General features: G+C 56.0%; 21 protein-coding genes. 19 read left to right on the forward strand and 2 right to left on the reverse strand.

What is annotated here, in order from left to right:
- Nucleotides 1–487: 487 nt before the first annotated feature.
- From glmS to B2R17_RS04830, 18 genes are all read left to right on the forward strand, one after another.
- The gene (gene glmS, locus B2R17_RS04745) at nucleotides 488–2,341 is read left to right on the forward strand and encodes a glutamine--fructose-6-phosphate transaminase (isomerizing) (RefSeq protein WP_286763092.1); all 1,854 of its coding nucleotides are present in this window, start codon (nucleotides 488–490) and stop codon (nucleotides 2,339–2,341) included.
- A 123-nt stretch (nucleotides 2,342–2,464) separates the two neighbouring features.
- The gene (locus B2R17_RS04750; RefSeq protein ID WP_007328386.1) at nucleotides 2,465–2,662 is read left to right on the forward strand and encodes a hypothetical protein; all 198 of its coding nucleotides are present in this window, start codon (nucleotides 2,465–2,467) and stop codon (nucleotides 2,660–2,662) included.
- A gap of 170 nt (nucleotides 2,663–2,832) precedes the next feature.
- The gene (leuC, locus tag B2R17_RS04755; protein ID WP_286763063.1) at nucleotides 2,833–4,290 is read left to right on the forward strand and encodes a 3-isopropylmalate dehydratase large subunit; all 1,458 of its coding nucleotides are present in this window, start codon (nucleotides 2,833–2,835) and stop codon (nucleotides 4,288–4,290) included.
- A 172-nt stretch (nucleotides 4,291–4,462) separates the two neighbouring features.
- Nucleotides 4,463–5,053: a 3-isopropylmalate dehydratase small subunit gene (leuD, locus tag B2R17_RS04760; RefSeq protein WP_286763064.1), complete on the forward strand. Its 591-nt coding sequence runs from the start codon at nucleotides 4,463–4,465 to the stop codon at nucleotides 5,051–5,053.
- Between the two features lie 101 nt (nucleotides 5,054–5,154).
- Nucleotides 5,155–5,760: a hypothetical protein gene (locus B2R17_RS04765; protein ID WP_286763065.1), complete on the forward strand. Its 606-nt coding sequence runs from the start codon at nucleotides 5,155–5,157 to the stop codon at nucleotides 5,758–5,760.
- Between the two features lie 109 nt (nucleotides 5,761–5,869).
- Nucleotides 5,870–6,775 (forward strand): orotidine-5'-phosphate decarboxylase, encoded by a 906-nt coding sequence (gene pyrF / locus B2R17_RS04770; protein ID WP_286763066.1) that lies wholly within the window; start codon nucleotides 5,870–5,872, stop codon nucleotides 6,773–6,775.
- Between the two features lie 470 nt (nucleotides 6,776–7,245).
- Entirely contained in the window at nucleotides 7,246–7,950 is a 705-nt protein-coding gene (locus B2R17_RS04775; RefSeq protein WP_008666199.1) for a cytochrome c3 family protein, read from the forward strand.
- A 70-nt stretch (nucleotides 7,951–8,020) separates the two neighbouring features.
- Nucleotides 8,021–11,428, forward strand: a complete 3,408-nt coding sequence (locus B2R17_RS04780) for a TAT-variant-translocated molybdopterin oxidoreductase (RefSeq protein WP_286763067.1) — start codon at nucleotides 8,021–8,023, stop codon at nucleotides 11,426–11,428.
- Nucleotides 11,429–11,489: 61 nt separating this feature from the next.
- Nucleotides 11,490–12,911 (forward strand): NrfD/PsrC family molybdoenzyme membrane anchor subunit, encoded by a 1,422-nt coding sequence (gene nrfD / locus B2R17_RS04785; RefSeq protein WP_007328378.1) that lies wholly within the window; start codon nucleotides 11,490–11,492, stop codon nucleotides 12,909–12,911.
- Between the two features lie 84 nt (nucleotides 12,912–12,995).
- The gene (locus B2R17_RS04790; protein ID WP_286763068.1) at nucleotides 12,996–14,528 is read left to right on the forward strand and encodes a quinol:electron acceptor oxidoreductase subunit ActD; all 1,533 of its coding nucleotides are present in this window, start codon (nucleotides 12,996–12,998) and stop codon (nucleotides 14,526–14,528) included.
- A gap of 120 nt (nucleotides 14,529–14,648) precedes the next feature.
- Nucleotides 14,649–15,890 carry a hypothetical protein gene (locus B2R17_RS04795; protein ID WP_008666202.1) on the forward strand — a complete coding sequence of 414 codons (1,242 nt, stop codon included), beginning with the start codon at nucleotides 14,649–14,651 and terminating at the stop codon, nucleotides 15,888–15,890.
- A gap of 72 nt (nucleotides 15,891–15,962) precedes the next feature.
- Nucleotides 15,963–16,259 carry a hypothetical protein gene (locus tag B2R17_RS04800; RefSeq protein ID WP_286763069.1) on the forward strand — a complete coding sequence of 99 codons (297 nt, stop codon included), beginning with the start codon at nucleotides 15,963–15,965 and terminating at the stop codon, nucleotides 16,257–16,259.
- Nucleotides 16,260–16,299: 40 nt separating this feature from the next.
- A complete protein-coding gene (locus tag B2R17_RS04805) occupies nucleotides 16,300–17,316 on the forward strand; it encodes an SCO family protein (protein WP_286763070.1) in 1,017 nt (338 codons plus the stop codon).
- A gap of 67 nt (nucleotides 17,317–17,383) precedes the next feature.
- On the forward strand, nucleotides 17,384–18,565 hold the full coding sequence (locus B2R17_RS04810) for a cytochrome c oxidase subunit II (protein WP_339887206.1): 1,182 nt from the start codon (nucleotides 17,384–17,386) through the stop codon (nucleotides 18,563–18,565).
- Between the two features lie 100 nt (nucleotides 18,566–18,665).
- On the forward strand, nucleotides 18,666–20,408 hold the full coding sequence (locus tag B2R17_RS04815; RefSeq protein ID WP_008666206.1) for a cytochrome c oxidase subunit I: 1,743 nt from the start codon (nucleotides 18,666–18,668) through the stop codon (nucleotides 20,406–20,408).
- Between the two features lie 134 nt (nucleotides 20,409–20,542).
- Complete coding sequence (locus tag B2R17_RS04820) at nucleotides 20,543–21,850, forward strand: cytochrome c oxidase subunit 3 (RefSeq protein ID WP_286763072.1); 1,308 nt, start codon at nucleotides 20,543–20,545, stop codon at nucleotides 21,848–21,850.
- A gap of 62 nt (nucleotides 21,851–21,912) precedes the next feature.
- A complete protein-coding gene (locus tag B2R17_RS04825; protein WP_286763073.1) occupies nucleotides 21,913–22,305 on the forward strand; it encodes a cytochrome C oxidase subunit IV family protein in 393 nt (130 codons plus the stop codon).
- A 256-nt stretch (nucleotides 22,306–22,561) separates the two neighbouring features.
- On the forward strand, nucleotides 22,562–22,873 hold the full coding sequence (locus B2R17_RS04830) for a hypothetical protein (RefSeq protein ID WP_051073345.1): 312 nt from the start codon (nucleotides 22,562–22,564) through the stop codon (nucleotides 22,871–22,873).
- Nucleotides 22,874–22,884: 11 nt separating this feature from the next.
- Here B2R17_RS04830 and kdsB read toward each other — a convergent pair whose 3' ends face one another.
- Nucleotides 22,885–23,637, reverse strand: coding sequence for a 3-deoxy-manno-octulosonate cytidylyltransferase (gene kdsB, locus B2R17_RS04835; RefSeq protein WP_286763074.1), 753 nt, complete (start codon nucleotides 23,635–23,637; stop codon nucleotides 22,885–22,887).
- Nucleotides 23,638–23,888: 251 nt separating this feature from the next.
- On the opposite strand from kdsB, the gene B2R17_RS04840 reads away from it, so the two are divergent.
- On the forward strand, nucleotides 23,889–25,595 hold the full coding sequence (locus tag B2R17_RS04840) for a permease (RefSeq protein ID WP_286763075.1): 1,707 nt from the start codon (nucleotides 23,889–23,891) through the stop codon (nucleotides 25,593–25,595).
- A gap of 50 nt (nucleotides 25,596–25,645) precedes the next feature.
- On the opposite strand, the gene B2R17_RS04845 is transcribed toward B2R17_RS04840, so the two are convergent.
- Nucleotides 25,646–26,464, reverse strand: a complete 819-nt coding sequence (locus B2R17_RS04845; RefSeq protein WP_286763076.1) for a protein kinase family protein — start codon at nucleotides 26,462–26,464, stop codon at nucleotides 25,646–25,648.
- Between the last annotated feature and the right edge of the window lie 406 nt (nucleotides 26,465–26,870).

Below are 26,870 nucleotides of genomic sequence, written 5' to 3' on the forward strand. Positions count from 1 at the left end.
GGTTCACGGCGGGGCAGGCGTGGGTTTGCTACTAGGCGTATCTCGCTGTGGGCAGAGAGGACAGTGGCTCATTTCAAATCGACAGAATCCCGCGGCCGGTTCGTCAAATTGATACCAAGTTGCAGTGTGAGGCAATTTGCTGAGTGGATTACACCATCGCGATGCGTTGTTCCCGAAAGTGGCTTTGCCTGGGAGAAAGCTGTTTTGCGAGCCGCATTGGTCCGGCGGATCTGGCAAGATGAATCGATCGATCGGATTGTTCGCGTTCGACGGGATCATCCAAATCCGCAGCAGCCAAAGGGTTGGATCGAATGTGCCGCAAAAGCCGAATAAAGACCTGTGGCCGGTGAATTCTGGCCAAACCAGAGGTTCCGTTCTCGGCGGGCAACGCGAATGCGGCTGGTCGTCTCTTGACGTCGGCCACGGTTGCGCGGGACACAACAAGAATCGTGGACCCCTTTTCTGTCATTCGGTAGCGGCAAGAGTCATGTGTGGAATCGTTGGATACGTCGGTGCGGACCAAGCAGCTGAATTCCTGATCGATGGACTTCGGCGATTGGAATACCGAGGCTACGACAGTGCGGGTGTCGCCATTCACGGCGGCAGCGACATCTCAATCACACGATCGGTCGGTCGGATTCAGGCGTTGGCCGATCGCTTGGGGACGCCAACCGAGGGCACCTTGGGACTTGGTCATACCCGATGGGCCACGCACGGTCCGGCCACCGAAGAAAACGCTCACCCGCACATCGGCGGAACCGGCGAAGTCGTGCTGGCCCACAACGGAGTCATCGAGAACTTTCAGGTTCTCAAAGACGAATTGATCGCGAAGGGTTACCAATTCAAATCGGCGACTGATAGCGAAGTGATTGCCCACTTGATCGCGGAAGGTTTGAAGAGCACACCGGCCGATCCGACTCAGCCGAATATGCGATACGTCACCGCGGTGCAGTGGGCGATCGCTCAGCTTCGCGGCACTTATGGTTTGGCCGTCGCTTTTCGCGAAAAACCGGGGTTGTTGATCGCGGCTCGGTTCGGCAGCCCGTTGGTGTTGGGCGTTGGGCGTGGCGAGTATTTCGTGGCCAGCGACGCATCGCCGATTGCCGGTCGCACTGACCGCATCGTCTATCTCGCCGATCATCAGATCGCCGTGTTGACCGCTGATGGATTCACGGTGCTTCATCGCGACAGCGGCAAGGTGCGAGTGAACATTCAGCCGTTGGCCGAAGACACCGGCGAAGTCAGCATGAACGGCTATGAGCACTACATGCTCAAGGAAATTCATGAGCAGCCTGATTCGCTTCGCAACGCGATGCGTGGCCGTTTGAACGACGAAGATGCGACGGCGGTCTTTGGCGGATTGAATCTGACGCCTCAGCAACTTCGGGGTGTTGAGCGGATCATCTTGACCGGTTGCGGAACCAGTTGGCACTCGGCTCTGGTCGGCGAATACATGATCGAGGAATTCGCACGAATCCCCGTTTGTGTGGAGTACGCCAGCGAGCTTCGGTACCGGAACCCGCCAATCGAAAACAACACCTTGGTCTTTGGGATCACCCAGAGTGGCGAGACGGCCGACACGCTCGCGGCTCTGAACGAGACCAAACGGAAGGGGCACCGCACGTTGGCGTTGTGCAACGTCGTCGGCAGTTCAATCGCCCAGGCGGCAGACGGCGGGGTTTACCTGCACGCCGGGCCAGAAATTGGCGTGGCCAGTACCAAGGCATATTCCAGTCAGTGCTGTGTGCTGGCGATGTTGTCGCTCTACTTTGGCCGCATGCGGCACATGAGTTTCGAGTCGGGCGGTCGGATCATCGAAGAGCTGCGGCGTTTGCCGGCGGCGGTGGAGCAAGCGTTGACCTGCGATTCTGAAGTTCGCCGGATCGCATCGAAGTACGCGGAAGCCTCCAACGTTTTGTATCTCGGACGCCGCTACAACTTCCCGACGGCCCTCGAGGGGGCTCTGAAGCTGAAAGAAATCAGCTACATCCACGCCGAAGGCTACCCGGCGGCGGAGATGAAACACGGCCCGATCGCGCTGGTGGACAAAGATACCCCCAGCGTTTTCATCATGCCACGCGGAACGACTTACGACAAAGTCATGTCCAACATGGAAGAGGTCAAGGCTCGCGGAGGCCCCGTGATTGCCGTCGCCAGCCACGAAGAGGCTCAGATTCGCCGGATCGCCGACGAGGTCATTATGATTCCGGAGGTCCCCGAATTCCTGCAGCCAATCGTTTCGGCCATTCCTCTTCAATTGCTGTCCTACCATATTGCCGTTTTGAGGGGTTGTGACGTTGATAAGCCCCGTAACTTGGCGAAAAGTGTGACGGTTGAGTAAATTTCACGGTCGAGCGATTTCACATCCCAACTAGGGTTTCACTAACCAGAACATTGCTCCTAGTCTCATTGGTGGCGGTTCTGACTTCATTCCTTTCAACACTTGCAGCGGAGTTCTCCTGAGATGAACGATCGGGGTTTGAGCTACAACTCACGCAAAGCACTCATGGTCCACATTGGCGAAACGGCGGGTGCCGAGATCGCGGATTTGATCAACAATCTCTTGGAAGAGGTGGACGAACTACGCCGAACCAAGGTCAGCATCACGCGAATCGTTCCTGGCCAGCAACCGGTTCAAGAATTCATCGAAGAACCCGTCTGATCCGAAGATCGGCCTCCACAGCGAGGTTGATCCTGGGCAAGGTGGGTGGTGGCCTGGGATCACAACTTCGGTCTCTGCTTTGAGTTGACAGGTTGCCCCTCAGTGTCGACAGTGTCGGGTTCCCGGGATTGAAATCCCAGTTTTCCCCACCCACGCTCGTCTCACGATCCATGTCTGACGCTTCTTCGACCGCTCCCAGCCAGGCGGGAGCCACTTCTCAATCCACCGGCAGCCGAACGTTGCTGGACAAAATTTGGGACCAGCATCTGGTTCACGCTCCCGAGTCCGGGCCCGCGATCATCTACATTGATCTGCACCTGGTCCATGAAGTGACCAGCCCTCAGGCGTTCGAGGGATTGCGGATCAACAACCGCCCCGTTCGTCGTCCCGAACGCACCATCGCGACCCCCGATCACAACGTTCCAACTTCTGATCGCAGTTTGCCAATCGCTGACCCGATCAGCCGCAAACAGATCGAAACGCTGCGTGAGAACTGCAAGGAGTTCGGCGTTCAGCTGTTCGACATCGATGACGTGCGTCAAGGAATCGTGCACGTGATCGGCCCCGAAAACGGTTACACCCAGCCGGGCATGACGATCGTTTGTGGCGACTCTCACACCGCGACGCACGGCGCGTTTGGTTCGCTCGCGTTTGGCATCGGTACCAGCGAAGTCGAGCACGTTTTGGCGACGCAAACGCTTCTGCAGTTCAAGCCGAAGACGTTCGAACTTCGCGTTGATGGCGAATTGGCCCGCGGAGTGACCGCGAAGGACATGATCCTGTATCTGATTGGCCAAATCGGAACCGCGGGCGGAACAGGCTACGTCCTTGAGTTCACCGGAGACGCCGTTCGCAACCTGACGATGGAAGAGCGAATGACGGTCTGCAATATGTCGATCGAAGCCGGGGCTCGCGCCGGCATGATCGCTCCCGATCAAACCACTTTCGACTATCTGCGTGGGCGCCCAGAATGCCCCGCTGATTTTGATGCCGCGGTGGATGCATGGAAGAAACTGCCATCGGACCCCGGTGCGACTTACGACCGAAGCAACGTCTACAAGGGCTCGGATATCCGGCCTCAGGTGACCTGGGGAACCAACCCGGGTCAGGTTTGCAGTGTCGATTCGGTGGTGCCATCACCGGGTGACAGCACCGACGTCAACGTTCAAAAGTCGACCGCTTCGGCGCTTCAGTACATGGATCTGAAGGCCGGCACGCCGATAACCGAAATCGAAATCAATCGAGTGTTCATTGGTTCTTGCACCAACGCCCGCATCGAAGATTTGCGAGCAGCAGCGGCCGTGATCAAGGGGCATCACTGCAGCGAGAAAGTCAACGCGATGATCGTGCCAGGCAGTGGCAAGGTGAAGTTGCAAGCCGAAGAAGAGGGTTTGCACAAGATCTTCACCGATGCGGGTTTCGATTGGCGAGAAGCCGGTTGCAGCATGTGTTTGGCGATGAACCCCGACAAATTGGCTCCGGGCGAACGTTGTGCCAGCACCAGCAATCGCAACTTCGAAGGTCGCCAAGGCAAAGGTGGCCGAACACACTTGGTCAGTCCCGCGATGGCCGCAGCGGCCGCGATCAACGGTCACTTCGTCGACATTCGCGACTGGGATTATCGCTGAGTTGCCAACCGGTGATTCAGCTCGACCATGAGCGGCTAGCGACACACTGCTAGCCTTTTGTTTTCTGTCTTCACGCCGGCACCGGGGCGAGCACCCCGCGGCGAATAAACCATCCCCTCATCGCTAACAGCTAACAGCCAATCGCTCATAGCTGAAGCCGCAGGCTTCCATCATGCAAAACTTCACCGTACACCAAGGCGTTGTGGCAACGCTGGATCGTGCCAACGTTGACACCGATCAAATCATCCCCAAGCAATTCCTGAAACGCATCGAGCGAACCGGTTTCGGCCAGTTCTTGTTCTTCGATTGGCGATTCTTGGAAGACGGCGAGACCGAGAACCCTGACTTTGAGCTGAATCGCATCAACGTCAAAGGGGCGTCGATCTTGCTCACGCGTCAGAACTTCGGCAGCGGAAGCAGTCGCGAGCACGCCGTTTGGGCGCTCGATGACTATGGCTTTCGAGCTGTGATCGCTCCTTCGTTCGCGGACATCTTTTTCAACAACTGCTTCAAAAACGGCGTTCTGCCGATCGCATTGTCCGAAGAAGACGTCGAAGAATTGTTCCAGCGAGCTGAGAAGGGAAATCCCTACCAGTTGACCGTCGATTTGGAAAACCAGGTCATCACAGATGGGCAGGGCTTCGAGCGTTCGTTCGAAGTCGACGAAAGTCGCCGCCACAACATGCTGCACGGTCTCGATGACATCGCGCAAACGTTGTTGCACGAAGAGAAAATCACCGCTTTCGAAGAAGCCCGCGGCTAGGCATCGCCTTATCGATGCGTTGACGCGTTTCTCTCTTTCGCTCTCTCGTGCAGCTTCGGTAGACCGGAGGCGTTGAGAGTTCGAATCGCGGGAGAACGCAGATGCCTTGGAATGACATGGGAATGGCTCGTGAAGGTTTGTCGTTGATGGCATCCTTCTTTGCCGTCGCGTCGACCTTCTATTTCTGGTTGGTTCGTGCCAATCGCGAACGTGCCAAATTAGCCGCCTGCACCGTCACGGGTCTGCGTGGCACGATGTTGATGGCGATGGAGGACACCGCGACCTATCGGCGGGTGGCGCCTGGCGACAGCGAAATCGTGCTGAAGTACTGGCTAGATTTGGCGATCGTGAACAACAGTTCCTTGCCCAACGCGTTGTTGGGAATCAAGGTTTGGGTGAAGTTCACTGACGGCCGTTGGCATGCCATGGATGTCGCTTCCGCCGATCCGGAGGCGGATTTGTTCCCGCAGAATGTCGATCCTCTGACCACCGCCGGCATGAAGCTGACACTGGCAACCAAATGTGAAGGCAACATCGGCGGCGGTTTTCGCGAACGAGAGTGTGCCGCGGGCGATTCGTTGCCGGAGCTAGTGCCAGTGCGAGTCGAGTTGGAGGCTCTGCAGGGCCAGACCTTTGTCAGCGAATGGCTGGATGACGGGCGGTTGTTACAGCGAACGACCGAGCAGTCTGGTTTGGCTGCTGCTTAATCGCCTTTGTGCGTCTTGGGTGAAAAGTCGCGGAAGCTGGGCCGACAGTTTGCCCGAAATCCGATAGCATTCCGATTGTTTGGATTCAGACTTCAACGGGGTGTAATTGATGACATTTGCCACGCAGCTCAATGCGGCAATCTTGCGGACCGGATCGGTGACTTGCGTGGGGTTGGACCCGCGATTGGAGCAGCTGCCCAAGCCGCTTCGAGAAAGCGTTTCCGAGAACCGCAAGGATTCCGTCGCGGCTGCCTACACGCAATTTTGCTGTGAGATCATCGACGCGGTCGCGGGTTTGGTGCCCTGCGTGAAGCCTCAGGCGGCATTTTTCGAGCAGCTCGGCCCGGCCGGGATGGTTTCGCTCGGCGAAGTCATTGCCCATGCGAATCGAGCCGGATTGATCGTCATCACGGATGGCAAGCGGAACGATATCGGCAGTACCGCGACGGCTTATGCGGACGCTTATTTGGGCAGTGCAGAACCAGGGCGATCGCCTTGGGGAAGTGATGCGTTGACGGTCAGTCCCTATTTGGGACGAGACAGCCTGGAACCCTTTGTGGAGGTGTGTGACCGACGAGCGGCGGGCATCTTCGTTCTCGTGAAGACGTCGAATCCCGGCGGCGGATACCTGCAGGATCTCAGCGTCGATGGAAAGACGATCTATCAGTCCGTGGCTGAGTTGGTGACCGAGCTGAACAAGTCTCGACTGGATGCCGATGGCTACGGGCCGGTTGGTGCGGTCGTGGGAGCGACTTACCCCGAACAGCTGGTTGAGCTGCGAAAAGCGATGCCGCACAGCATTCTGTTGGTGCCTGGGTTTGGGGCTCAGGGCGGATCGGCCGACGATGTGCGAGCGGCGATGGATTCCAACGGGGCCGGGGCAGTTGTGAACAGTTCGCGGCACATCATCTTCGCTCACAAACGAGAAGAGTTCCCGGTCACTGCGGACGAAAGCAATTGGCAGGACGCGGTCCGAGCGGCAACCGTTCAGATGAATGAACAGCTGAAGGGCTAGGGTTGGAGACGCCGGACGCCCCCTGTTCGGCGAGAGGTTGGCTCCATCGCAGGGATCAGGGGGCTCCTGCGTTCACCTCGTGCAGCGATGCTGCTCATCAATTCTGCGTAGCGGAAAGGCAAGCTTGGCGAGTTCCCGAGACTGCCTCATTGCCCCAAGTTTCGGTTTGGATGCTTGCGGTGAGTGCTGCGCAGGTACGTAGACGGGGGAGTCGGGCAGTCAAGGGCCGGTATTGTCGACCGAGGTTCGGTTTTTTGTGCGACACAATGTCGCTGATCGTTCGCTGGCCTTGCCCTCGCAGGTGTTTCCGACTGATAATCCCGGCCCGCGCTCGGAAGAGTTGCGCGGATGCTCTATTACTTTTTCTTGTCTCGTCAACGTTGCTCGGTCGTGTTGCACTCGGGGTGATCCCTCAGGTGAGAAATGTGGTTCGGGGTTTGGTTTCCGTTGGCGTGTGATTTGGATCGATCATGAAACGTTTTTTGTTTCCACGTTGGGTCAATCCCTTCTTGGGCGTTCTAGGACTGGCCATTGTTGGCGGAGGCGTGTACGCCGCTGCCATGGGTGGATTGGTCACGGACCCTCAGACTCTCAACGTGGGCTATCAACCGACTCAACCGGTCCCATTCAGTCACGCGATTCACGCGGGACAGTTGAAAATGGATTGTCGGTATTGCCACAACACCGTTTTTGATGCCGCCCACGCTGCTGTGCCTCCAACGGCAACCTGCGTGAACTGTCACTCGCCTGCCGCTGAGAACGGTCAAACCGCTTTGGGTGCGGTTCACACCGACAAAGCCAGCTTGGCACCAATCCACGAGAGCTGGAAAACCGGCCGCAGCGTTGCTTGGAAGCGAATTCACAACCTGCCTGAATTCGTTTACTTCAATCACGCCGCACACGTGAATTCTGGCGTCAGTTGCGTTTCCTGCCACGGACGCATCGACCAAATGGAAGTCGTGTACCAACACGAGCAACTGTCGATGGCATGGTGTATCACTTGTCACCGCAACCCGAACGAACACCTTCGCCCGGTTGAGCTTGTCACCAAGCTCGATTGGAAAGCGGAAGACCACGATTGGGGCGAGTTCGCTGATCAAGCGGAATTCGCGAAAGCCCATCGAGAAGAACACAACATCAATCCACAAGTCCATTGTGCGGTTTGTCACCGATAGTCCATCGAGAACAACTGGCCCGCTGAATTCGGCTGACTCACCGCAAACTGAACTGAGAAGATTTTCCTCCATGACCACTTCGACCCAAGACGCCGGTTTCGATTCCTCCGAAGCCTCTTCCTCGTCCGCTGCTGGCAAACCGCAGTACTGGCGAAGCTTGTCGGAATATCGTCAAGACGACACGTTCGTCAACGAATTTCTGCATCGCGAATTTCCGGTCGCGGCGTCGGAATTCCCCGAGGGTGTGTCGCGTCGTCGATGGATGCAAATCATGGGTGCTTCGCTGGCCATGGCCGGCGCAGCCGGGTGCCGTTATCCCGAAGAACTGATCGCGCCGTTTGCACTGCGTCCCGCTGACCGTGTGCCAGGCGAAACGTATCAAGCCGCGACCAACTTCGAACTCGCCGGTGAAGTCCAGCATCTGCTGATCACTTGCGTCGACGGTCGTCCGATCAAAGCCGAGCCAAACACGACTCACCCCGCAGGCGGCGGAGCGGGAACGTACGCACAAGCTTGCGTGCTCGGGTTGTACGATCCGGATCGAGCCCGCGGCGAAGCCGGTGTGCCGATTCAGTTCGACAAAACCGAAAAGCGTCGCATCGAAACCGACTGGGACTCGTTTGCAAATTACGGTCAAGCGTTGCTGCGTTCGGTTGGCGATGGTCAATCGGTCGCCGTGATGATGTCGCCAACGACCTCGCCCACCACGTTGCGAATGATCGGCGAGTTGCAAAAGAAATTGCCCGCCGCATCGGTATGCGTCTACGACCCGATCGATGGTGGCTTGATGAACGAAGCCACCCAGCGTGTCTTCGGTAAACCAGCTGCTCAGAAGTTTGATTTCACCGAAGCGGAAGTCATCGTTTCGTTCCAGTCGGATTTCCTGGGCAGTGATGCTGGAAGTCAAAACAATTCACGCACGTTCGCGGCCAAACGCGATCCGATGCAGGAAGAAACGAAGGGCGAGATGAGTCGTTTGTACGTCGCCGAAGGCGGGTACACGACCACCGGAGCCGCCGCCGATGTTCGCATCGCGATTCGTCCCAGCCAGATGAAGGCTGTGTTGGCGGAGCTCGGACGCCGTGTTGAAAAGGTGAAAGCCGGCGAAACGCTGGGCGAACAGTACGACCTTGAAAACCTTCCCGAAGACGGTGCCGCGTACAACGAAATCGACGCCGCGGCTCGATTGGATCGATTCCTGAACGCAGCCGCAGCCGACTTGGCCGCCGCTGGCGACAAGGGAGTCGTGGTTGTCGGCGAAACATTGGGTGCCGACGCGATCGTCGCGGGCATCGATATGAACTCAAAACTCGGTTCGCTGAGTTCGATCCAAACCTTCCGTCCGATCGCCGGATTGGAACTGAAGAATCAGATCTCGCTCAAAGACGCGTATGGTCGAATCAACAGCGGCGATTTGAGCACGGTCCTGTTTGTTGACACGAACGTCGTTCATACCGCTCCTGGTGACTTGAACTTCGCCAAGGCTCTGGAGCGAGTCGAGCACTCGATTTACTTGGGCATTTACGACGATGAGACCGCTGAGAAGTGCGGTTGGTCATTGCCGATGAGCCACCCACTGGAATCTTGGAGTGACTGCGTCGGAATCGATGGGCACTACGGCGTTTGCCAACCGCAAATCATGCCACTTCTCGGTGGTCGCTCCGCCGCAGAAGTCCTCGCGTTGATGCTGGACCAAGAAGTGACCGACGGTGAGAAGTTGGTCCGCCGCACCGCCGACTCGGTTTCCGGATCGGCTATCAGCGATCGTCAATGGCGAAAGTTGTTGCACGATGGTTTCTCCGAAGACGTCGTTGTTTCCGCTGAAGAAGTTTCCGCTGGCGACGTTTCGGTCGAACTGCCAGCTGAACTTCCTGAGATCACGTTGGACGTCGATCAAGACGACATCGAAGTTGTCTTCACCGCATCGGAAGCTCTCTACGACGGACGCTTCGCGAACAACGGTTGGTTGCAAGAACTGCCACAAGCCCTGACCAAATTGGTTTGGGACAACGCGGCGGTCATGAGCCCTCGCACCGCGGAAAGTTTGGGGATCAAACACGGTTTGATGGTCGCGATTCGTCGCGGCGATGCTTTTGTTGAATTGCCCGTTTACGAAATGCCCGGTTGTGCACCCGGCGTTATCACCACCCAGATCGGCTATGGTCGGACTCGCGTGGGTGCGGTCGGCGGTTCGGATGAAATGGGAGTCGACCCAGTCGGCGTCAACGTGTCGCCAGTCCGATTCACGGACTCGATGTTGTATGCTCATCCCGTCGAAGCTCGTCCTCGATACACCGAGTATGAATTGGTCACGACCCAGGATCACTGGGCGATTGATGAACTTGGACGTGACGAAGCTGAAACCCGCAGTTTCAGCCTGATTCGCGAAGGCACCTTGGAACTGCTGAAAAAGCTGCCTGAATTCGCAGAAGTCAAAGGCCCTCACGTCCCGAAGGTTGGTGAGTCAGGTTCGCTTTGGAAAGAGCCGATCAACTCGATCGAAGAAACTCAAGAACAGGTCCCTCAGTGGGGCATGTCGATCGACTTGACCAAGTGCCTTGGTTGCAACGGATGTGTGATCGCTTGCCAAAGTGAAAACAACGTGCCGATCGTCGGCAAAGAACAGGTCGGCAACAGCCGCGAAATGCACTGGTTGCGAATCGACCGCTACTTCCAGGGCGATCCAGACGTTGCTGACATCGTTCAGGAACCAGTCACCTGCATGCACTGCGAAACCGCACCTTGCGAACAGGTTTGCCCCGTCGCGGCGACGGTTCACACAAACGAAGGTCTCAACGCGATGACCTACAACCGCTGCATCGGCACGCGGTACTGTGCGAACAACTGTCCCTACAAAGTTCGCCGGTTCAACTACTTCAATTACAACACCGAAGTCGGTGTCGGTTACGGCATCGATGCTTACCCCGGTACGATCGAAAACGCCAATCGCAAGTTGCAACAGTTGGTGCTCAACCCCGACGTCACCGTTCGCGGTCGTGGGGTCATGGAAAAGTGCACCTACTGTGTCCAACGCATCGAGCACGCCAAGATTGACGCTCGTAAAGACGGCGGCCGTCCGGTTCGCGATGGCGAAATCGTCACCGCCTGCCAAGCTGCTTGTCCGACCAATGCGATTGAGTTCGGCAACATCGCGGATTCCGAATCAGCTGTTGCGAAAGCCAAGGCTGACATTCGCAGCTATGGCATGTTGAGCCAGCTTAACGTCAAACCGCGAACGACTTACAAGGCTCGAATTCGCAACACGCCCCTCGCGTTGATGACTCGTTCGCAAATCAACGATTTGTCGCTCGAGAAACCTCATCACGGCCATGAAGAGCATGGCGAGCACGGTCACGATGATCACGGAAGCGACGATCATGGCCATGGCGAAGGCGAACACGGTCACGACGATCACGCTCATGGCGAAGAAGAGCACACTCGGAACATGACTCGTCCGTTCCAGTTGCCGATCGTCTAGGGATTCACTCCCTGCCCCGCATTCCTACTCCGAAATCAACCCTCCTTTCTCAGCCCTTTCCATGTCTCTCGCAATCCCAAACGGACTGGATAATTCGAACGATCGGCCCGGTCAGCGTGCACCGCTGGTCCTTGGCGATACGAATTATCACTCGATCACCGAAGCGGTCTGCAAGATCGCCGAGCAACCGCCGTCTCGCGCGTGGGTGATCGGGTTTTTGGTTTCCGTTCACCTGGCGACCATGTTGGGTTTGTGCATCGCATACCTGATTTACACCGGGGTTGGTGTTTGGGGTAACCGAGCACCGATTTTCTGGGGTTGGCCGATTGTCAACTTCGTGTTCTGGGTCGGGATTGGTCACGCGGGAACGCTGATCAGTGCGATTTTGTATTTGTTCCGCCAAGAGTGGCGGACGAGTATCAACCGGACGGCTGAGGCCATGACGATTTTCGCCGTTGTTTGTGCGGGAACGTTCCCGGGCATTCACGTCGGTCGAGCTTGGCTCGCATTTTGGTTGGCCCCTTACCCCAGTTTGAACCTTTGGATGTGGCCTCAATTCCGCAGTCCACTTTTGTGGGACGTTTTCGCAGTTTCGACCTACGCGACCGTTTCATTGTTGTTCTGGTACATGGGGATGGTTCCCGACTTGGCAACCTTCCGTGACCGCAGCAAGAATCCTTTCCGACGTGCCGCTTACGGCGTTCTTGCACTCGGATGGAGTGGATCGTCGCGACACTGGATGCGTTACGAAAAGGCTTACGCTCTGTTGGCCGCTTTCGCTGCTCCGCTGGTTTTGTCGGTGCACACGATCGTGTCCTTTGACTTCGCGGTTTCGCAAGTTCCGGGTTGGCACACGACGATCTTCCCGCCTTACTTTGTTGCCGGGGCTATCTTCTCCGGTTTCGCGATGGTGATCACGCTGATGGTCCCTGCTCGCTCGATCTTTAACATTGAAAAACTGATCACGATCCGGCACTTGGAAAACATGTGCAAGATCATCCTGACCACCGGCCTGATCGTCGGTTTGGCATACGGGACCGAATTCTTCATCGCTTGGTTCGGCCAAGTCCCTGAAGAGAAATTCGCGTTCGTCAACCGAGCCTTTGGACCTTATTGGTGGGCGTACTGGACGATGATCACCTGCAACGTGATCTCGCCCAATATCTTCTGGTCAAAGAAGGCACGCACGACACCTTGGATCATGTTCGTTGTTTCGATCTTCGTGAACATCGGAATGTGGTTCGAACGTTTCGTGATCACGATCACCAGTCTTTCACGTGACTACTTGCCAAGTGCTTGGGCTTACTTCAGCCCAACGTGGGTCGATTGGTGCATGTTGATTGGCTCGTTTGGATTGTTCTTCACCCTGTTCCTGTTGTTCTGCCGATTGATGCCGATCATCAACATGGCGGAAACCAAGGCGACACTCGCCAAAGAATTGCACATGGCTCACGCCGACCATTCGCACGAGGGCGACCACTGAGATTGTTAGTCGCGACCTTCGCGATCGACGCCTCCTTGACGTGCTGAATCCTGATCACTGAAAACTGTTCATTGAAATTTTCCCATGACTGAATCCCAACCCAAACCGCAGACGGTCGCCGACGACAAAAAGGTCCACGGTGTCGTCGCTGAATTCACGGATGTCGATTCGCTGTTGGCGGCATGTCGTCGTGTTCGCGACGCGGGCTACACGAAAGCGGATGCGTTCACGCCGTTCCCGGTTCACGGGATCGACACGGCGCTTGGGATCAAACCAACCGTTTTGCCTTGGATCTCCTTGGCGGCTGGTTTGACCGGAACCACGATCGCACTTTTGATGCAGATCAGCTTGAACGGTCAAACCGACTTGTTCGAAGGCATTCAGTACCCATACATCATCTCGGGCAAACCCTTCATCTCTTTGCCGGCCTTCATCCCGGTCACCTTTGAGTTGACGATTCTGCTCGCATCGTTCGGAACGTTCTTCGGCATGTGGGCTCTGAACGGCTTGCCGCGGTTCAGCAACCCGATGTTCACCAGTCCACGTTTTGATCGTGTGACCGACGACACGTTCTTCCTGTTCTTGGATGCCAAAGATTCACGATTCGACGAAGCCGGTGCGAAAGCGTTGCTGGGTGAACTCGGTGGCGAATATGTCGAGCCGGTTTTGGAAGACGATTCGTCCAAGGTCATTCCAAAGGGATTGCTGATCGCGTTGGCGACAGTGATTTGCCTCTCGTCGATTCCAGCGTTGGCTGTATTGCGGATGCGGGTGACCAAGAGTAGTTCGCCTCGTTTCCACATCTTCCCCGACATGGACTTCTCGCCTTCGAAAGACGCCCAGCAGACAACGACATTGTTCGCGGATGGTCGTGCGATGCGTCCTGATGTTCCAGGTACCGTTCGCCGCGGCGAGATGGATTGGGACTTGAATTTCAAGACCGGCATCGACATGGACGAACTGGCCAGCATCGATCCACCTCGAGCGGCTCAGTTGGTTGCCATGCAATCCGATGTCGCTGTGGATGAAGAAGACGAAGTGGTTTCAGAATCTGAAGTGGACGAACCAGCGGAAGAGCAGGACGGTGAAGCAGCCGAGGCACCTGAGCCGACTGGTGAAACGGGTGCGTCTGCCGTAACCGCTGACAAAACACCTTGGTTGAGCGAGAACCCGCTTGAGTTGAGCGAAGAAGCTTTGGCTCGTGGCCAACAACAATTCAATATTTACTGCTCGGTCTGCCACGGCATGAACGGTCGCGGAAACGGATTGGTCAATCGTCGTGCTCAGAAGATCTTGGCGACGACTTGGACGCCACCATCGAACATGCACGACCCGACGCTGTACGCGGACGTTTACCCGGACGGCAAGTTGTTCAGCACGATCACCAACGGTGTTCGCAAAATGCCGGGTTACGCGTCGCAGATCAAAGCAAAGGATCGCTGGGCAATCGTCGCCTACGTGCGAGCGTTGCAGGCCAGCCAAAACGCATCGTTGGAAGATGTTCCTGGATCCGAACGGTCACGTATCGAAAAAGAACAGGCCGAAGTTCAGGCTCAATTGAAAGCCGCTGCGGAAGCCGAAGCAGCCAAGGCGACAGAAGCTGCCAACGCCGAATAGTTGTTCTTTTGACCGACAGGCGGGGCACCGCTTTTGTCGAGAACAGAGAACGTCCGAGGCCGGACCAACCGGCAACGAAAACAGTCATTTCATCACTTAGTCTCAGCCCTCACATTTCCCATGTCACACAAAGCGGTCGCTATCAAGCCTGCCGATGACCCGGCATTCCAACTTCCCGCCTCTTTGGCCGGGTTGTCGCTGCCCATGATCATCGGTGGCATCGTGGCACTGGTCGGCGGTGCGTTCTTCTCCAACTCTGCCATTGGCGGCCGATTTGGGATGTCATCGTACTTGGTGGCTTACATGTACTGCCTGACCCTCGCGATTGGGTCGCTGTTCTTCGTCTTGATCCAGCACCTCACTCGTGCGGGTTGGAGCGTTGTGGTTCGGCGAGTTGCTGAGTTGATGATGATCATGGTCATCCCACTCGCATTGTTGTTCATTCCCATCGCGGTCTCGGCATACACCGGCTCGCTGTACGCTTGGTCGGTCGAAGGCTACCAAGCCGATCACGGTGTCCCCTCGGCGATCTGGGAAGAAAAAGAACGTTGGTTGAACCCCAACTGGTTCGTTGTGCGTTCGCTGATTTACTTGACCGTTTGGTGCGGAATCGCTGCGTGGTATTACCGCGGCAGCCAACGCCAGGATGAAACTGGCGAGATCACAATCACCGAAAAGTTGCAAGCTCGCAGCGGTCCCGCCGTCATCGCGTTCTCGTTCTGCACGTCGTTCGCCGCGTTTGACTGGGTGATGAGCCTCGCACCAATGTGGTTCTCGACCATGTTCGGCGTCTACATCTTCACCGGTAGCATCCTGTCCGCTCACTGTGCGATTTGCCTGTTCAGCTTTTTGCTGCAACGTGCTGGTGCGATGCGAGACGAAGTCACCGTGGAACACTATCACGACTTGGGCAAACTGATCTTCGGATTCATTTGCTTCTGGGGATACATCTCGTTCAGCCAATACATGCTGATTTGGTACGCCAACATTCCGGAAGAAACGCACTGGTTCTACACCCGTTCGACCGACGGATGGTTCAATGTCTCGGTTCTTCTGATGGTCCTTCACTGGGGCCTACCATTTGCCGGCACGATGAGCCGCCACGTTCGTCGCCGCCCTTGGTTGATCACGTGCTGGGCTGCCTACATCCTGGTTTTGCACCTGGTTGATCTGTACTGGATCATCATGCCCGAAGCCGGCATGGGGCTGGGCGGAGCAACCGGGATCATCGCGACGTTGGTCTGCGTGATCGGAATGGTCGCATTGATGTTGGGCCTGATGCTCAAATTGGCCGCCGGAACTCGTGTTGTTGCAGTTCGCGACCCTCGATTGGGTGAGTCGCTGGCATTCGAAAATTTCTAAACCGTTCTGCGTTTTGCGGCAATTTGCCGCTGGTCGGACACCACCCATCTCCTTTCTACTGAATCCTTACTCATGGCAGCCTACGACGACCTCAATGTCAAACGAATCGCGGTCATTAGCGTGATCTCGATCTTGGTCACTGCGGTTACCGTGCTAGCGGTCCAGGTCCTGTATTTCGCGATGGCGGACATTGTCGATGGACGCAAGGTTCAATCGGCTTCGTACACGCGGCAAAATGCGGTGCTGGTGGAGCAATCCGACGAAATTTCGCGTTATGGCGTGGATCCAGATACCGGGAATGTGACTATCCCCGTTGAAGACGCGATGAAAAAATTGGTCAAGGAAGCTCATTCGCACGACGAAGCCTGAGATTTCCGATCCTCCCACCGTTCACTTGAAAACCACTTTGATGAAAACGCACTTCACCAGCCGAACGACCAGCCACTTGCCAGCGGCAAGTTGGATGTTCGTCGTTGCTTGGATGGTGCTTTTGGTCGGTGGTGAATCGAAAACCTGGGCTCAACCCAGCACGCGTGCGGACGACCAAGGTGCCGACGTTCTGTTGAACGACGGGATTCCAAAGGGAGTCGAGAACGTGACGGTCGAACAGCGTTTGGGCAACCAATTGCCCGGCGATATGAAGCTGATCGACTCGAAGGGACGCAAGTTGACGCTCAGTCACTACTTGGACGGCGAACGTTCGCTGATTTTGACGCTGAACTACAGCAATTGCCCGATGCTTTGCAATGTTCAGCTCAACCAGTTGGCTCAGTCCCTCGACAAGATGGACGATTTGAAGATCGGTGAGGATTTTCAGTTGCTCAGCGTCAGCATCGATCCGACGGAAACCGATCAACGCCTTCGCGACACCAAGCAACGTTACGTCGAACAAGTTCCCTCGCACGCGAATGCTGAAGAGGGATGGTCGTTCACGCGGACCACCAAAGCCAATGTCGAACGATTGGCCAAGGAAGTTGGTTTCTCGTACAAGTACAACTCACGCACCAAAGAATACGCACACCCGGCAATGCTGGCGTTTGTCTCACCCGATGGTGTGATCACTCGGTACTCGCTCGGCGTTGCTTTTCCACCCGATCAAATGAAGTTGGCTTTGGTCGAGGCTGGCCAAGGCAATGTTGGTGACATCGTCGATCAGTTTGTGCTGTGGTGTTACAGCTACGACCCGAACGAAAACAGCTATGTGCCACAAGCTTGGAAGATGATGCGAGCGGGCGGCCTGATCACCATCACGTTGCTCGGGCTCGCGTTGTTGCCGTATTGGCTGGGCCGGAAAGGTTCGCCATCGAATGTGGCTGACCAAGAAACACACGACGGAAACGTCAACTCGACCGCCGATTCCGATGATGCGTCGGGATCAGCACCTTTGAAACCAACGCAGTGGCATTTGTCCGGAAATGCCGACTGACCATCGCTTGCGAATTTCGCGAGACCAGACAACCGAATCCACTGCGACCTGAAAATCATTCACTCAAATGTTTCCTGCAATCGAATCGCTCGCTATGACGTTTCCAACTTTGTTGGCTGACACGAACGCGGACTTTTGGTTTCCCATCCAAGGTTCATCGTTCGCCGAAGAAGTTGATTGGGTTTACGACCTGATCCTGTACATCAGCTTGGCATTCTTCGTGCCAATGATGGCGTTCATGGTTTGGTGCCTGTTCAAATACATAAAGGCTCGCGGAACGAAGGCGGAAAGCCAAATTTCGCACCACACCACGCTGGAGCTGACTTGGTCGATCGGTCCTTCGGTGTTGTTGGTTTGGATGTTTGTCCAAGGCTCAATTTCGTTTCTGGACATGCGGACACCGCCGGAAGGTTCCTACGACATCGGCGTCCAAGCCTTCAAATGGGGGTGGAACATGGATTACGGGAACGGCACGTTCCATCCTGAATTGCACATCGTCAAAGATGAGCCAACCAAGCTTTCGATGCGAAGCACGGACGTTATTCACAGCTTGTTTGTCCCCGCGTTCCGGGCGAAGAAGGACATCGTGCCCGGCCGGTACAACTACATGTGGTTCAAACCCACCGTTGCCAGCGAGCAAATCAGCGACGAGGCACTCGCCAAGCTGAAGAAGCAGTCCGAAGGAGCAACCTGGGATTACGACAAAGTCCACACGATCCAGACAGAGGATGGCGAGCGAGAGCTACAAGTTACCCCAGAGGGTTACACGTTCTTCGATTTGTACTGCACTGAGTACTGCGGCAAAAACCACTCGGAAATGCAAACCGTTGTCGTGGTTCACGAAACACAATCTGAACTCGAGGCATGGATCAAGGCCAACAGCAGTCGCGGTGACGTGTCGATGGAGGAGTGGGGCGAGTTGCTCTACGCCCGTCGCGGTTGCTCCGGTTGTCACTCCGTCGATGGATCGAAATTGGTTGGACCATCGTTCTTGGATCTGTTCGGCAGCCAGCACGCTTTGGCAACGGGCGAGAACCAGCTCGTGGACGAAAACTATGTTCGCGAATCGATCATCGCTCCGAAAGCGAAGGTGGTCGCCGGATATCAGCCTGTCATGCCGAGCTACAAGGGACAACTCAGCGACGACGACATCGCCTCGATCATCGCTTACTTGAAGTCAATCAGCGCTAACGCACCGTCGCAACCGGCCGGTGCAGAGGCTGAATCGGAAGAGGAATCCGCGGAATAATTCGTTTAGAGATTCAGGCTGATTCGGTAAACTGACTGATAGCCTTTTTAAAGCACACCCATCACCGATACGTTTTACGGTCTCCAGAAGGGACGCCAATATGTCCAACGCTACACTCCCAGCGGGCGCTCGCGACCCCGGTTATCCAACCGAACGCGAAAACTACCTGACCAACTCCTCGGGCATCCTCAGCTGGATGTTCACGCTGGATCACAAACGCATCGGATTGATGTATTTGATCGGTGTGATGAGTGCATTCGCTGTCGGTGGTTTGCTCGCGCTTGCCATTCGTTTGCACCTGCTGGATCCAAACGGATGGATGTTCTCGGGTGCTGAGGCGAACAACATCTACAACCAAGTGTTCACCCTTCACGGGGCGATCATGGTTTTCCTGTTCATCATTCCGAGTATCCCGGCGGCACTGGGGAACTTCCTTGTTCCGGTGATGCTGGGGGCAAAGGATGTCGGCTTCCCCCGGCTGAACTTGAGTAGTTTCTACTTGTGGGTTTTCGGTGCGTTGTTTTTCGTCACCGCGCTCTTCAGCAGCGGCTTGGACACTGGCTGGACGTTCTACACGCCCTACAGTACGACCACTGACACGTCGGTGATTTTGGCGACCTTGGGTGCTTTCATCCTGGGATTCAGCTCGATCTTCACCGGATTGAACTTCATCGTGACGATCAACACCATGCGTCCCCCAGGGATGACTTGGTTCAAGATGCCTTTGTTCCTGTGGGCAACCTACGCAACCAGCATCATTCAAGTGTTGGCAACGCCAGTGCTCGGTATCACGTTGCTGTTGTTGATCGCCGAACGCACGATGCACATCGGGATCTTTGATCCGGAGTTCAACGGTGACCCGGTCACGTACCAGCACTTTTTCTGGTTCTACAGCCACCCCGCTGTGTACATCATGATTTTGCCAGCCTTCGGCATCATCAGTGAGCTGATCAGTGTCCACAGTCACAAACACATCTTTGGCTATCGCTTCATCGCCTATTCCTCGATCGCGATTGCTCTGCTGGGCTTTTTGGTCTGGGGACACCACATGTTCACCGCGGGTATGAGCTCGCTGACGACGATCGTGTTCTCAGCTTTGACGTTCACCGTTTCGGTGCCGTCGGCGATCAAAGTGTTCAACTGGTTGGCGACGATGTACAAGGGCTCGATCAGCCTGACGACGCCGATGTGCTATGCAATTTCGTTCATCTTCTTGTTCACGATCGGTGGTTTGACCGGGTTGTTCCTTGGAACGCTCGCGACTGACTTGCACCTTCACGACACGTACTTCGTGGTGGCTCACTTCCACTACGTCATGGTCGGTGGAACGCTGATCGCTTTCCTCGGTGGCGTGTTCCACTGGTGGCCGAAGATGGTCGGGAAGCTTTACAACGAAACCCATGGCCGAATCGCATCCCTGTTGGTGTTCCTCGGATTCAATGGCACGTTCCTGCCACAGTTCGTTTTGGGTAGCCGCGGGATGCCTCGTCGTTACGCGACCTACGATCCTGAGTTCGCATTCTTGCACCAACTCAGCACGTTTGGTGCTTTGCTGCTGGGGATGGGGTTGTTGTACGCGTTCATCGTGTTGATGGTCTCGCTGGTCAAAGGCCGCCGTGCTCCCGCCAACCCTTGGGGCGGCGTGACTCTGGAATGGCAGTGCACCAGCCCTCCACCGTATTACAACTTCGAGCGTCCGCCGGTTGTTGGTGACCCGTATGACTTCCATAACTTGGAATGGGACGCCGAGAACGAGCGTTACGTGACAACGGAGCCAGAACGCAAATTGGTTCCTGAGTCGACGCCCGAAGAAGTTCCCGCCCACGCTGGCGGCCAAAAGTAGTTCAGGTCTGCCCTGCGTCGAATTGTCCATCTGGTTGGATCGTGCGACGTTCGGGGGCAGTTGTTATAAATCCCGCGGCATCCGATTGGTGCCGCTCTCCGTTTTGAATCAGTCCACACGTCGGCCCACCGCTCATGGCAACGATCGACTCAGTAACCACCACCACCGATGCTCACGCGGATGATTCGCATGGGCACGATCACGATCATCCATCTTGGTTGGCGCACCATTTCGATTCTCCTGAACAGCAATTTGACAGCGGCAAGCTGGGCATTTGGTTGTTCCTGGTCACCGAAATTTTGTTCTTCAGTGGAATGTTCTGTGCCTACGCGATCTTCCGAATGCTTCGTCCAGAAGTCTTCGAAGGCTGCAGCCAATTCCTCAATACCAAATTGGGTGCGATCAACACCGGCGTGCTGCTGTTCAGTTCGCTGACGATGGCTTGGGCCGTTCGATGCTCTCAAACGGAAGAGCACAAAAAGTTAGTCGCGTTGATTGCGACGACGCTTTCCTGTGCGATGGTCTTCTTGGGTGTGAAGTCGATCGAGTACTCGCACAAATGGGGCATGGGACTGCTTCCACCTGGTTCGTACTTCTACAGTGCCGCCAACGAACATCCGACCGCACAGCAGTTGGTCGAAATCCATGGCTTTTCGGAGTCGATGGCGTACTTCCTGACAAACAGCTTGTACTTCATCTGTGCTCCATTCGCTTTGGTCGCCGTTGGTGTCCTCGTGTGGCTGATTGTGGCCAAAGTGTCTGGCAACGCGTTCCAATATGCCTGTGCAAAACCATTGTTGGTTGTTGCCTTGAGCTTCTTTGGTGGCGTTGGACTGGGAATGATCCTGGAGTCCGGTGGCGAGCACCACGACGGCGAACACGTCGCAGCGGCCCACGTTGATGGTGATCATGCGGACGCGGAACATTCCGATCACGCTCACGAAGGTGATGATCACGGGGAGGATGAGCATTCACACGCAGTTGCTGCTGACCATTCGGAAGAGGCTGCCGACGAAGTCGATGCGACGATGGTCGAATCACCACTGGGTGATGACTACGCCGCAGTGAAGTTGTTGGCTGAAAACGAAACCAATACCGGTTTGAAAGACTTGGTTGCGGCAGAGCAAACACAACAGTCGATCGCCACGGGCAAGGTGCTGACCGATCCTTCGGCCAGCGACATGGGAATCTCAACCGTCGAAGGCAATGTGAATACACCTCGTCAGGCTGGTGTTTTCTTCGGCATCTATTACTGCATGACCGGTGTCCACGCGATTCACATTCTGGCCGGCATTGGAGTTCTGGTCTGGTTGTTGATTCGTGCGGTTCGTCAGGATTTCAATCGTCAGTACTTTGGCCCGGTAGACTACGTCGGTTTGTACTGGCACTTGGTTGACTTGATTTGGATCTACCTGTTCCCGCTATTGTATCTGATCCGCTGATACATTCGCCGAACCATTTTTCCGCACATACTCTCAAATAACGACCCATCGAAAGTTGCAACATGTCTGACCACGGACATCCCACCGCCACCGCTGATTCGCACGACGGCCATGCTGAGGGCGATTTCGCTCACCCATTGCCGTTGCCGATGTTGTTCGGCGTTTTTGGTGCTTTGGTGTTTTTGACGATCGTCACTGTCGCCCAAGCCAACTATGACTTGGGAAGCTTTGATATCGCGGTGGTGATGTTCATCGCGACGATCAAAGCGGTCTTGGTCGGACTGTTCTTCATGCACTTGGCGTTCGACAAACCGTTCAACTTGATTGTGTTCCTGTCGTCGTTTGTTTTCGTGGCGTTGTTTGTAATCATCACACTGAGCGACGCGAACATGAACTCAGATTCATTTGAGGACAACCCAAACGATGCTCTCCCCGCAGTAGCGGCTGAGATGTAACAAAACGACGCTGATTTGCGTTGCTAACGCGACGCAGCACAACGAGTACGCCCGGTATCCGATACCGGGTTTTTTTATTGGCTAGACGGAGGTGGCCGCTCAGCCTTGCTGGCCGGATTCACTCAGTTTCGACAATGCGTGATTGCCGGACGCGGGATTTTGTCGCGAATGCTTGACCTAAACCTCCCAAGCTGTTTTTCTGACGTATGTTTGCAGGTTCAGACATTCCCTCAGGAGAAAAACAGCGATGCGTTCTATGTCCGGTTCTGTATTGGCTTTGTTGGTAGCAGTCAGTTTTGGAGCCTCCGTGGTGAGCGGTCCCGCCGACGTCGCCGCGGAAGATTGGAGTCCCGTTGTTGTGCCGACCGGCGAATACCGAGCTCAGATCCAGGCGACGCCCATCACGGAACGTCCCGGACGTTTGTTCCACGTGTATGGGAACACGGTTCGCTGGGTTGATAGTGCTGAGCAGACTCCACTTACATATCGCCCGCTTCGCCGCGTTGTGATCGGCACTGACGGGAGTCCGTCCGGAGCCAGTCGCATCCTTCCGTTCGGCCGCCGATAGGCCGCGATCGTTCACTGAGACTCGATTCGCGAGGTGAAGGCACGGAAGTCTTCGAGCGTATCGATTCCCGGAGCGGCTGCTTCGACCGGTGCGACGACAATCGTTTTTCCAGCTTCGATGGCTCGGAGTTGCTCGAGTTTCTCAATTTGCTCGAGTCGACCGGGCGGCTGAGTGGCGAACCAAAGCAAAAATTCGCGACGATAGGCATACAGTCCGATGTGCTGCCAGTAGTTGGGCGGTTCCGCGTTGAGCAGGGTATCCGTCAAACCATCGCGTGGGTGCGGAACGGCGGCGCGACTGAAGGTGATCGCGCGGTGGTCGTCGCCTAAAACGGCTTTGACACAATTGGGGTCTTCGACTCGTTCTCGATCGTTGATGGCACAAGCCGCGGTGGCGATGTCGGCTTCTGGGTGCTGCAACAAGAGCTTTGCCACCGCATCAATCGTCTTGGGATCGATCTCAGGTTCGTCGCCTTGAACGTTGATGAAGATGCTGATGTCTTCGTGCATCAGAGCGACTTCAGCGATTCGATCCGTTCCGCTTTGGCAGTCGACGCTGGTCAACCGGGCTTGTCCTCCGAACGAGTCGACTTCGGCCGCGAGTCGTGGATCATCGACCGCGACGATCACTTCTTCCGCGACGGACGATTTCAGAGCGGCTTCGTAGGTGTGCTGGAGCACTGATTTGCCACCAGCTTGCAACAACAGTTTTTGACTGAGGCGAGAGGAGGCCAAGCGAGCGGGAATGACGATCATGCACTTCATGGAGCTTCCGTTGGCTTATCGGATGGGATGGTGTCAGTTGATCGCCGCAATTGGCGGAAGACAATCCCGGTTGGTTGTCGTGGAGACGAAGCTATTTCCAGATTCAAACACCATTGGATCGGCAACAAGGATCGATTCAAAGACGCACGGGGCTGAATATCGCAGCATGGCTCCACGGCGTTTGGAATCCGGTTAGAACTATTGCACCGTCAGCGAGACAACCGGCTCCATTCGTCAACAACAGGTTTTTCATGTCTGGTGCAGAGCAAACAACAGGCCAGAACTCTCGAGGGGTGTGGTGGGCGACATCGGGAGACATCAATGCCTTCTTTGGGTTGATGCTCGACAACGTGGCGGGGTTGTTGCTGATGACGGCGTTGTTGGCCGGGTTTGGTCTGCCTGCTGAGTTCACCGTGACGCACATGGTTCCTGGAACGGCGCTCGGTGTGATGCTGGGCGACATCGCGTTCTTCTTCATTGCCCTGCGAATGGGGCGTCAGCAGAACCGAGATGATGTGACGGCGATGCCGTTGGGGTTGGACACGCCCTCGACCTTCGGAATGATTTTGCTGGTGTTGGGGCCCGCGTTTTTGGCGGCGCGAGCCGGTGGAATGACCGAATTGGAAGCCGCTCGTCATACCTGGCACATCGGGATTTGGTGCACGGTGATGTGTGGAGTTTTGAAACTGATCTTGGCACCGTTCGGACAAGTCGTTCGCGATGCGATTCCGCGGGCGGGCCTTCTGGGGTCGTTGGCCGCGATTGCGTTGGTGTTGATCAGCTTCTTTCCGCTGACGCATATTTTGGGTTCACCGCTTCCGGGGTTGTTGGCTCTCGTCATGGTTCTTGGGACGTTGATCGCTCACGTTCCATTGCCCGGTCGAACGCCCGGGACGCTTGGTGCGTTGATCGTTGCCGGCGGCGTTTACTACTTACTGTGTTGGATTGATGTCGCCGGTTATGAGTTTCCAACGACAGAGCCGACGGTATGGTTTCCGACTGACTGGATGGAGTCTTGGCAAGGGACTTGGTGGGGGGCTTTTCCCGATGCGGTTCCTTTCCTTCCGTTTGTATTGCCATTCGCTTTAGCAACGGTGGTCGGCGGAATTGACTGCACCGAATCAGCGGCATCGGCCGGCGACGAGTACGACGCAAGAACTGTTCTCGGTGTCGAAGCCGCCGCGACCTTTTTGGCCGGATTGTCGGGCGGTGTCATTCAAACAACGCCCTACATCGGACACCCGGCGTACAAGGCCATGGGCGGTCGCGCCGCTTACACTTTGGCGACGGCGTTGTTGGTTGGTTCAGCCGGAGTTGTTGGATACTTCGCTTTGTTGAACGCTTGGATTCCCGCGCCGGCGGTCTATCCCATTTTGGTTTTTGTGGGATTGGAGATTACTTCGCAAACATTCATGGCGACACCTCGAAAACACTATGCGGCGGTCGTGATCGCTTGCCTGCCCGCATTGGCATATCTCGCCATGAGTTTGCCTGATCGTATCTTTGGCGACTCGTTGATGATCCAAGGCGGGTACACGATGGCTTCGCTCGAAGGCGGGCCATTGAAGCACGATTTGCAAACGTTGCGGATGCTCAGCAACGGCTTCATCGTGACCGGTTTGCTGTGGTCGTGGATGCTTGCATCGATGATTGATCGCAAGCTGATCCTGGCCGGCGTCGTGATGCTGGGCGCTGCGATGCTAACTTGCTTTGGAGTGATGCATTCGCCAATCGAAGGCAATCGCTTGTTCGTGCCGTTCCTCTTTGACGAAACAAGCTCACTGGGATTGCCGGCTCAGTATGTTCCCTCCGTGATGGAATACGTGGTGGGGTACGCGGTCACTGGTGCGTTCTTGATTGCGTGGTCAATCTTCTTGCCGAAGATCGCCGCAGATGAGGTTGATGCAGCGAACGAGCATCACGGACCTGAAAGTCAATCCGGACCTGCATCCGTTTGAGCCCCGGTCAGCGAGCGGCTTGCTGGCTGATTCATAGTGGCTGCACTCAGTTAGGCAGCGCGACGAGTGGTTTGGCCTTCGGGGACGATGTGGCATCCGAGGGTGTCTATTTCGAGCTTGAGCAAACGCGAAACGACTTGGCGAATGCTGGGACGTTCGAGCGGGTCGGGTGAGATCATCTGTTCGATCAATTCCGCGACCGGTTCGACACTGCGGGAGTGAGTCGGTTCGGTCGACGCCAGGGTTTCCAATAGGATTCGGCCGAGCGAATGGATGTCCATGGCGGGCAGTGCAGCGGTGTTGCCAGCGGCGAGTTCGGGGGCTGCGTATTCGGCGGTGCCACGGAAAAGTGGTGGCATGGGTGAATGAACTCGAGCGGCGTTGCCCAAGTCGATCAGGGTCACGTGACCTTGGGAATCGACCAAGACGTTGTCTGGAGTGATGTCGCCGTGAATCCAACCATTTTGATGCAGAGCTTCCGTGGCTTGCGCAAGTTGTCTGGTCCACCACAGAGCGACAGGCAGAGCAAATTGGGAGATTTGTGAAATGCGATTTTTCAGATTCACAGCGTCCAGACGCGGCATCACGACGTAGGGAGATGTTCCGCCAGCGGATTCATCCAGGATTGGCACGAGGTTGGGGTGTTTGACGCTGGATGATGCGATGATCTGGTTGAACCGCCGGGTGGACTGGACCGCTGGAACGCTCTGGTTTTCGGTGGCGGCGACTGTTTTGAGGATGTAGTCCCAACGGGGGCTGTCGGCTGCGTCGGCGGGTTGGGCGAGGAACAGCTCAGTCCCGTTGCCTTTTGCGGCGGAACGTCCAACTCGCCAAATCCCCAGAATTCGTTGAGAAAACGGGCTGTTCATGGAGCAGGTGGGCGTCTCGGCGGCTGAAGTTGGCTTTGATGACGCGCGGGATTTGCCAAACATGAGCGATCCAAACAGGAGGCGAAGAGGTCTGGGAGCGGACGAACGGATTTGTCCGGAACCGAGAGAGACATCGACTAGGTCGATGGTTCCGGTCGAATCGACTCCCGGCGACCGGAAAAGTCCGCCAATTCGGTACGACTGACGCCCTATTCGCGTGATTCAGAGGTTCCAATGGGTGATGGTTGTGCGGGTTATGAGAAGTGGAGGATTCCTTCGGGGAACTTTGTCGATCGTGTTGACGTCACAAAGTAGGCATTTCGTTGACACCGCATCGCCCCTAACTAGACTCGCTGTCGCGGTTTGCTGTTTGTGGCCACTTCCGCACCGTCGCGAAACGTCGAGA

This window comes from Rhodopirellula sp. UBA1907 (assembly GCF_002337565.1).
Classification (GTDB): Bacteria; Planctomycetota; Planctomycetia; order Pirellulales; family Pirellulaceae; genus Rhodopirellula; species Rhodopirellula europaea.

Coding starts and splice junctions, on each gene's coding strand:
- glmS (WP_286763092.1), top strand. CDS start 488: ATGTGTGGAATCGTTGGATACGTCGGTGCGGACCAAGCAGCTGAATTC.
- B2R17_RS04750 (WP_007328386.1), top strand. CDS start 2,465: ATGAACGATCGGGGTTTGAGCTACAACTCACGCAAAGCACTCATGGTC.
- leuC (WP_286763063.1), top strand. CDS start 2,833: ATGTCTGACGCTTCTTCGACCGCTCCCAGCCAGGCGGGAGCCACTTCT.
- leuD (WP_286763064.1), top strand. CDS start 4,463: ATGCAAAACTTCACCGTACACCAAGGCGTTGTGGCAACGCTGGATCGT.
- B2R17_RS04765 (WP_286763065.1), top strand. CDS start 5,155: ATGCCTTGGAATGACATGGGAATGGCTCGTGAAGGTTTGTCGTTGATG.
- pyrF (WP_286763066.1), top strand. CDS start 5,870: ATGACATTTGCCACGCAGCTCAATGCGGCAATCTTGCGGACCGGATCG.
- B2R17_RS04775 (WP_008666199.1), top strand. CDS start 7,246: ATGAAACGTTTTTTGTTTCCACGTTGGGTCAATCCCTTCTTGGGCGTT.
- B2R17_RS04780 (WP_286763067.1), top strand. CDS start 8,021: ATGACCACTTCGACCCAAGACGCCGGTTTCGATTCCTCCGAAGCCTCT.
- nrfD (WP_007328378.1), top strand. CDS start 11,490: ATGTCTCTCGCAATCCCAAACGGACTGGATAATTCGAACGATCGGCCC.
- B2R17_RS04790 (WP_286763068.1), top strand. CDS start 12,996: ATGACTGAATCCCAACCCAAACCGCAGACGGTCGCCGACGACAAAAAG.
- B2R17_RS04795 (WP_008666202.1), top strand. CDS start 14,649: ATGTCACACAAAGCGGTCGCTATCAAGCCTGCCGATGACCCGGCATTC.
- B2R17_RS04800 (WP_286763069.1), top strand. CDS start 15,963: ATGGCAGCCTACGACGACCTCAATGTCAAACGAATCGCGGTCATTAGC.
- B2R17_RS04805 (WP_286763070.1), top strand. CDS start 16,300: ATGAAAACGCACTTCACCAGCCGAACGACCAGCCACTTGCCAGCGGCA.
- B2R17_RS04810 (WP_339887206.1), top strand. CDS start 17,384: ATGTTTCCTGCAATCGAATCGCTCGCTATGACGTTTCCAACTTTGTTG.
- B2R17_RS04815 (WP_008666206.1), top strand. CDS start 18,666: ATGTCCAACGCTACACTCCCAGCGGGCGCTCGCGACCCCGGTTATCCA.
- B2R17_RS04820 (WP_286763072.1), top strand. CDS start 20,543: ATGGCAACGATCGACTCAGTAACCACCACCACCGATGCTCACGCGGAT.
- B2R17_RS04825 (WP_286763073.1), top strand. CDS start 21,913: ATGTCTGACCACGGACATCCCACCGCCACCGCTGATTCGCACGACGGC.
- B2R17_RS04830 (WP_051073345.1), top strand. CDS start 22,562: ATGTCCGGTTCTGTATTGGCTTTGTTGGTAGCAGTCAGTTTTGGAGCC.
- kdsB (WP_286763074.1), bottom strand. CDS start 23,637: ATGAAGTGCATGATCGTCATTCCCGCTCGCTTGGCCTCCTCTCGCCTC.
- B2R17_RS04840 (WP_286763075.1), top strand. CDS start 23,889: ATGTCTGGTGCAGAGCAAACAACAGGCCAGAACTCTCGAGGGGTGTGG.
- B2R17_RS04845 (WP_286763076.1), bottom strand. CDS start 26,464: ATGAACAGCCCGTTTTCTCAACGAATTCTGGGGATTTGGCGAGTTGGA.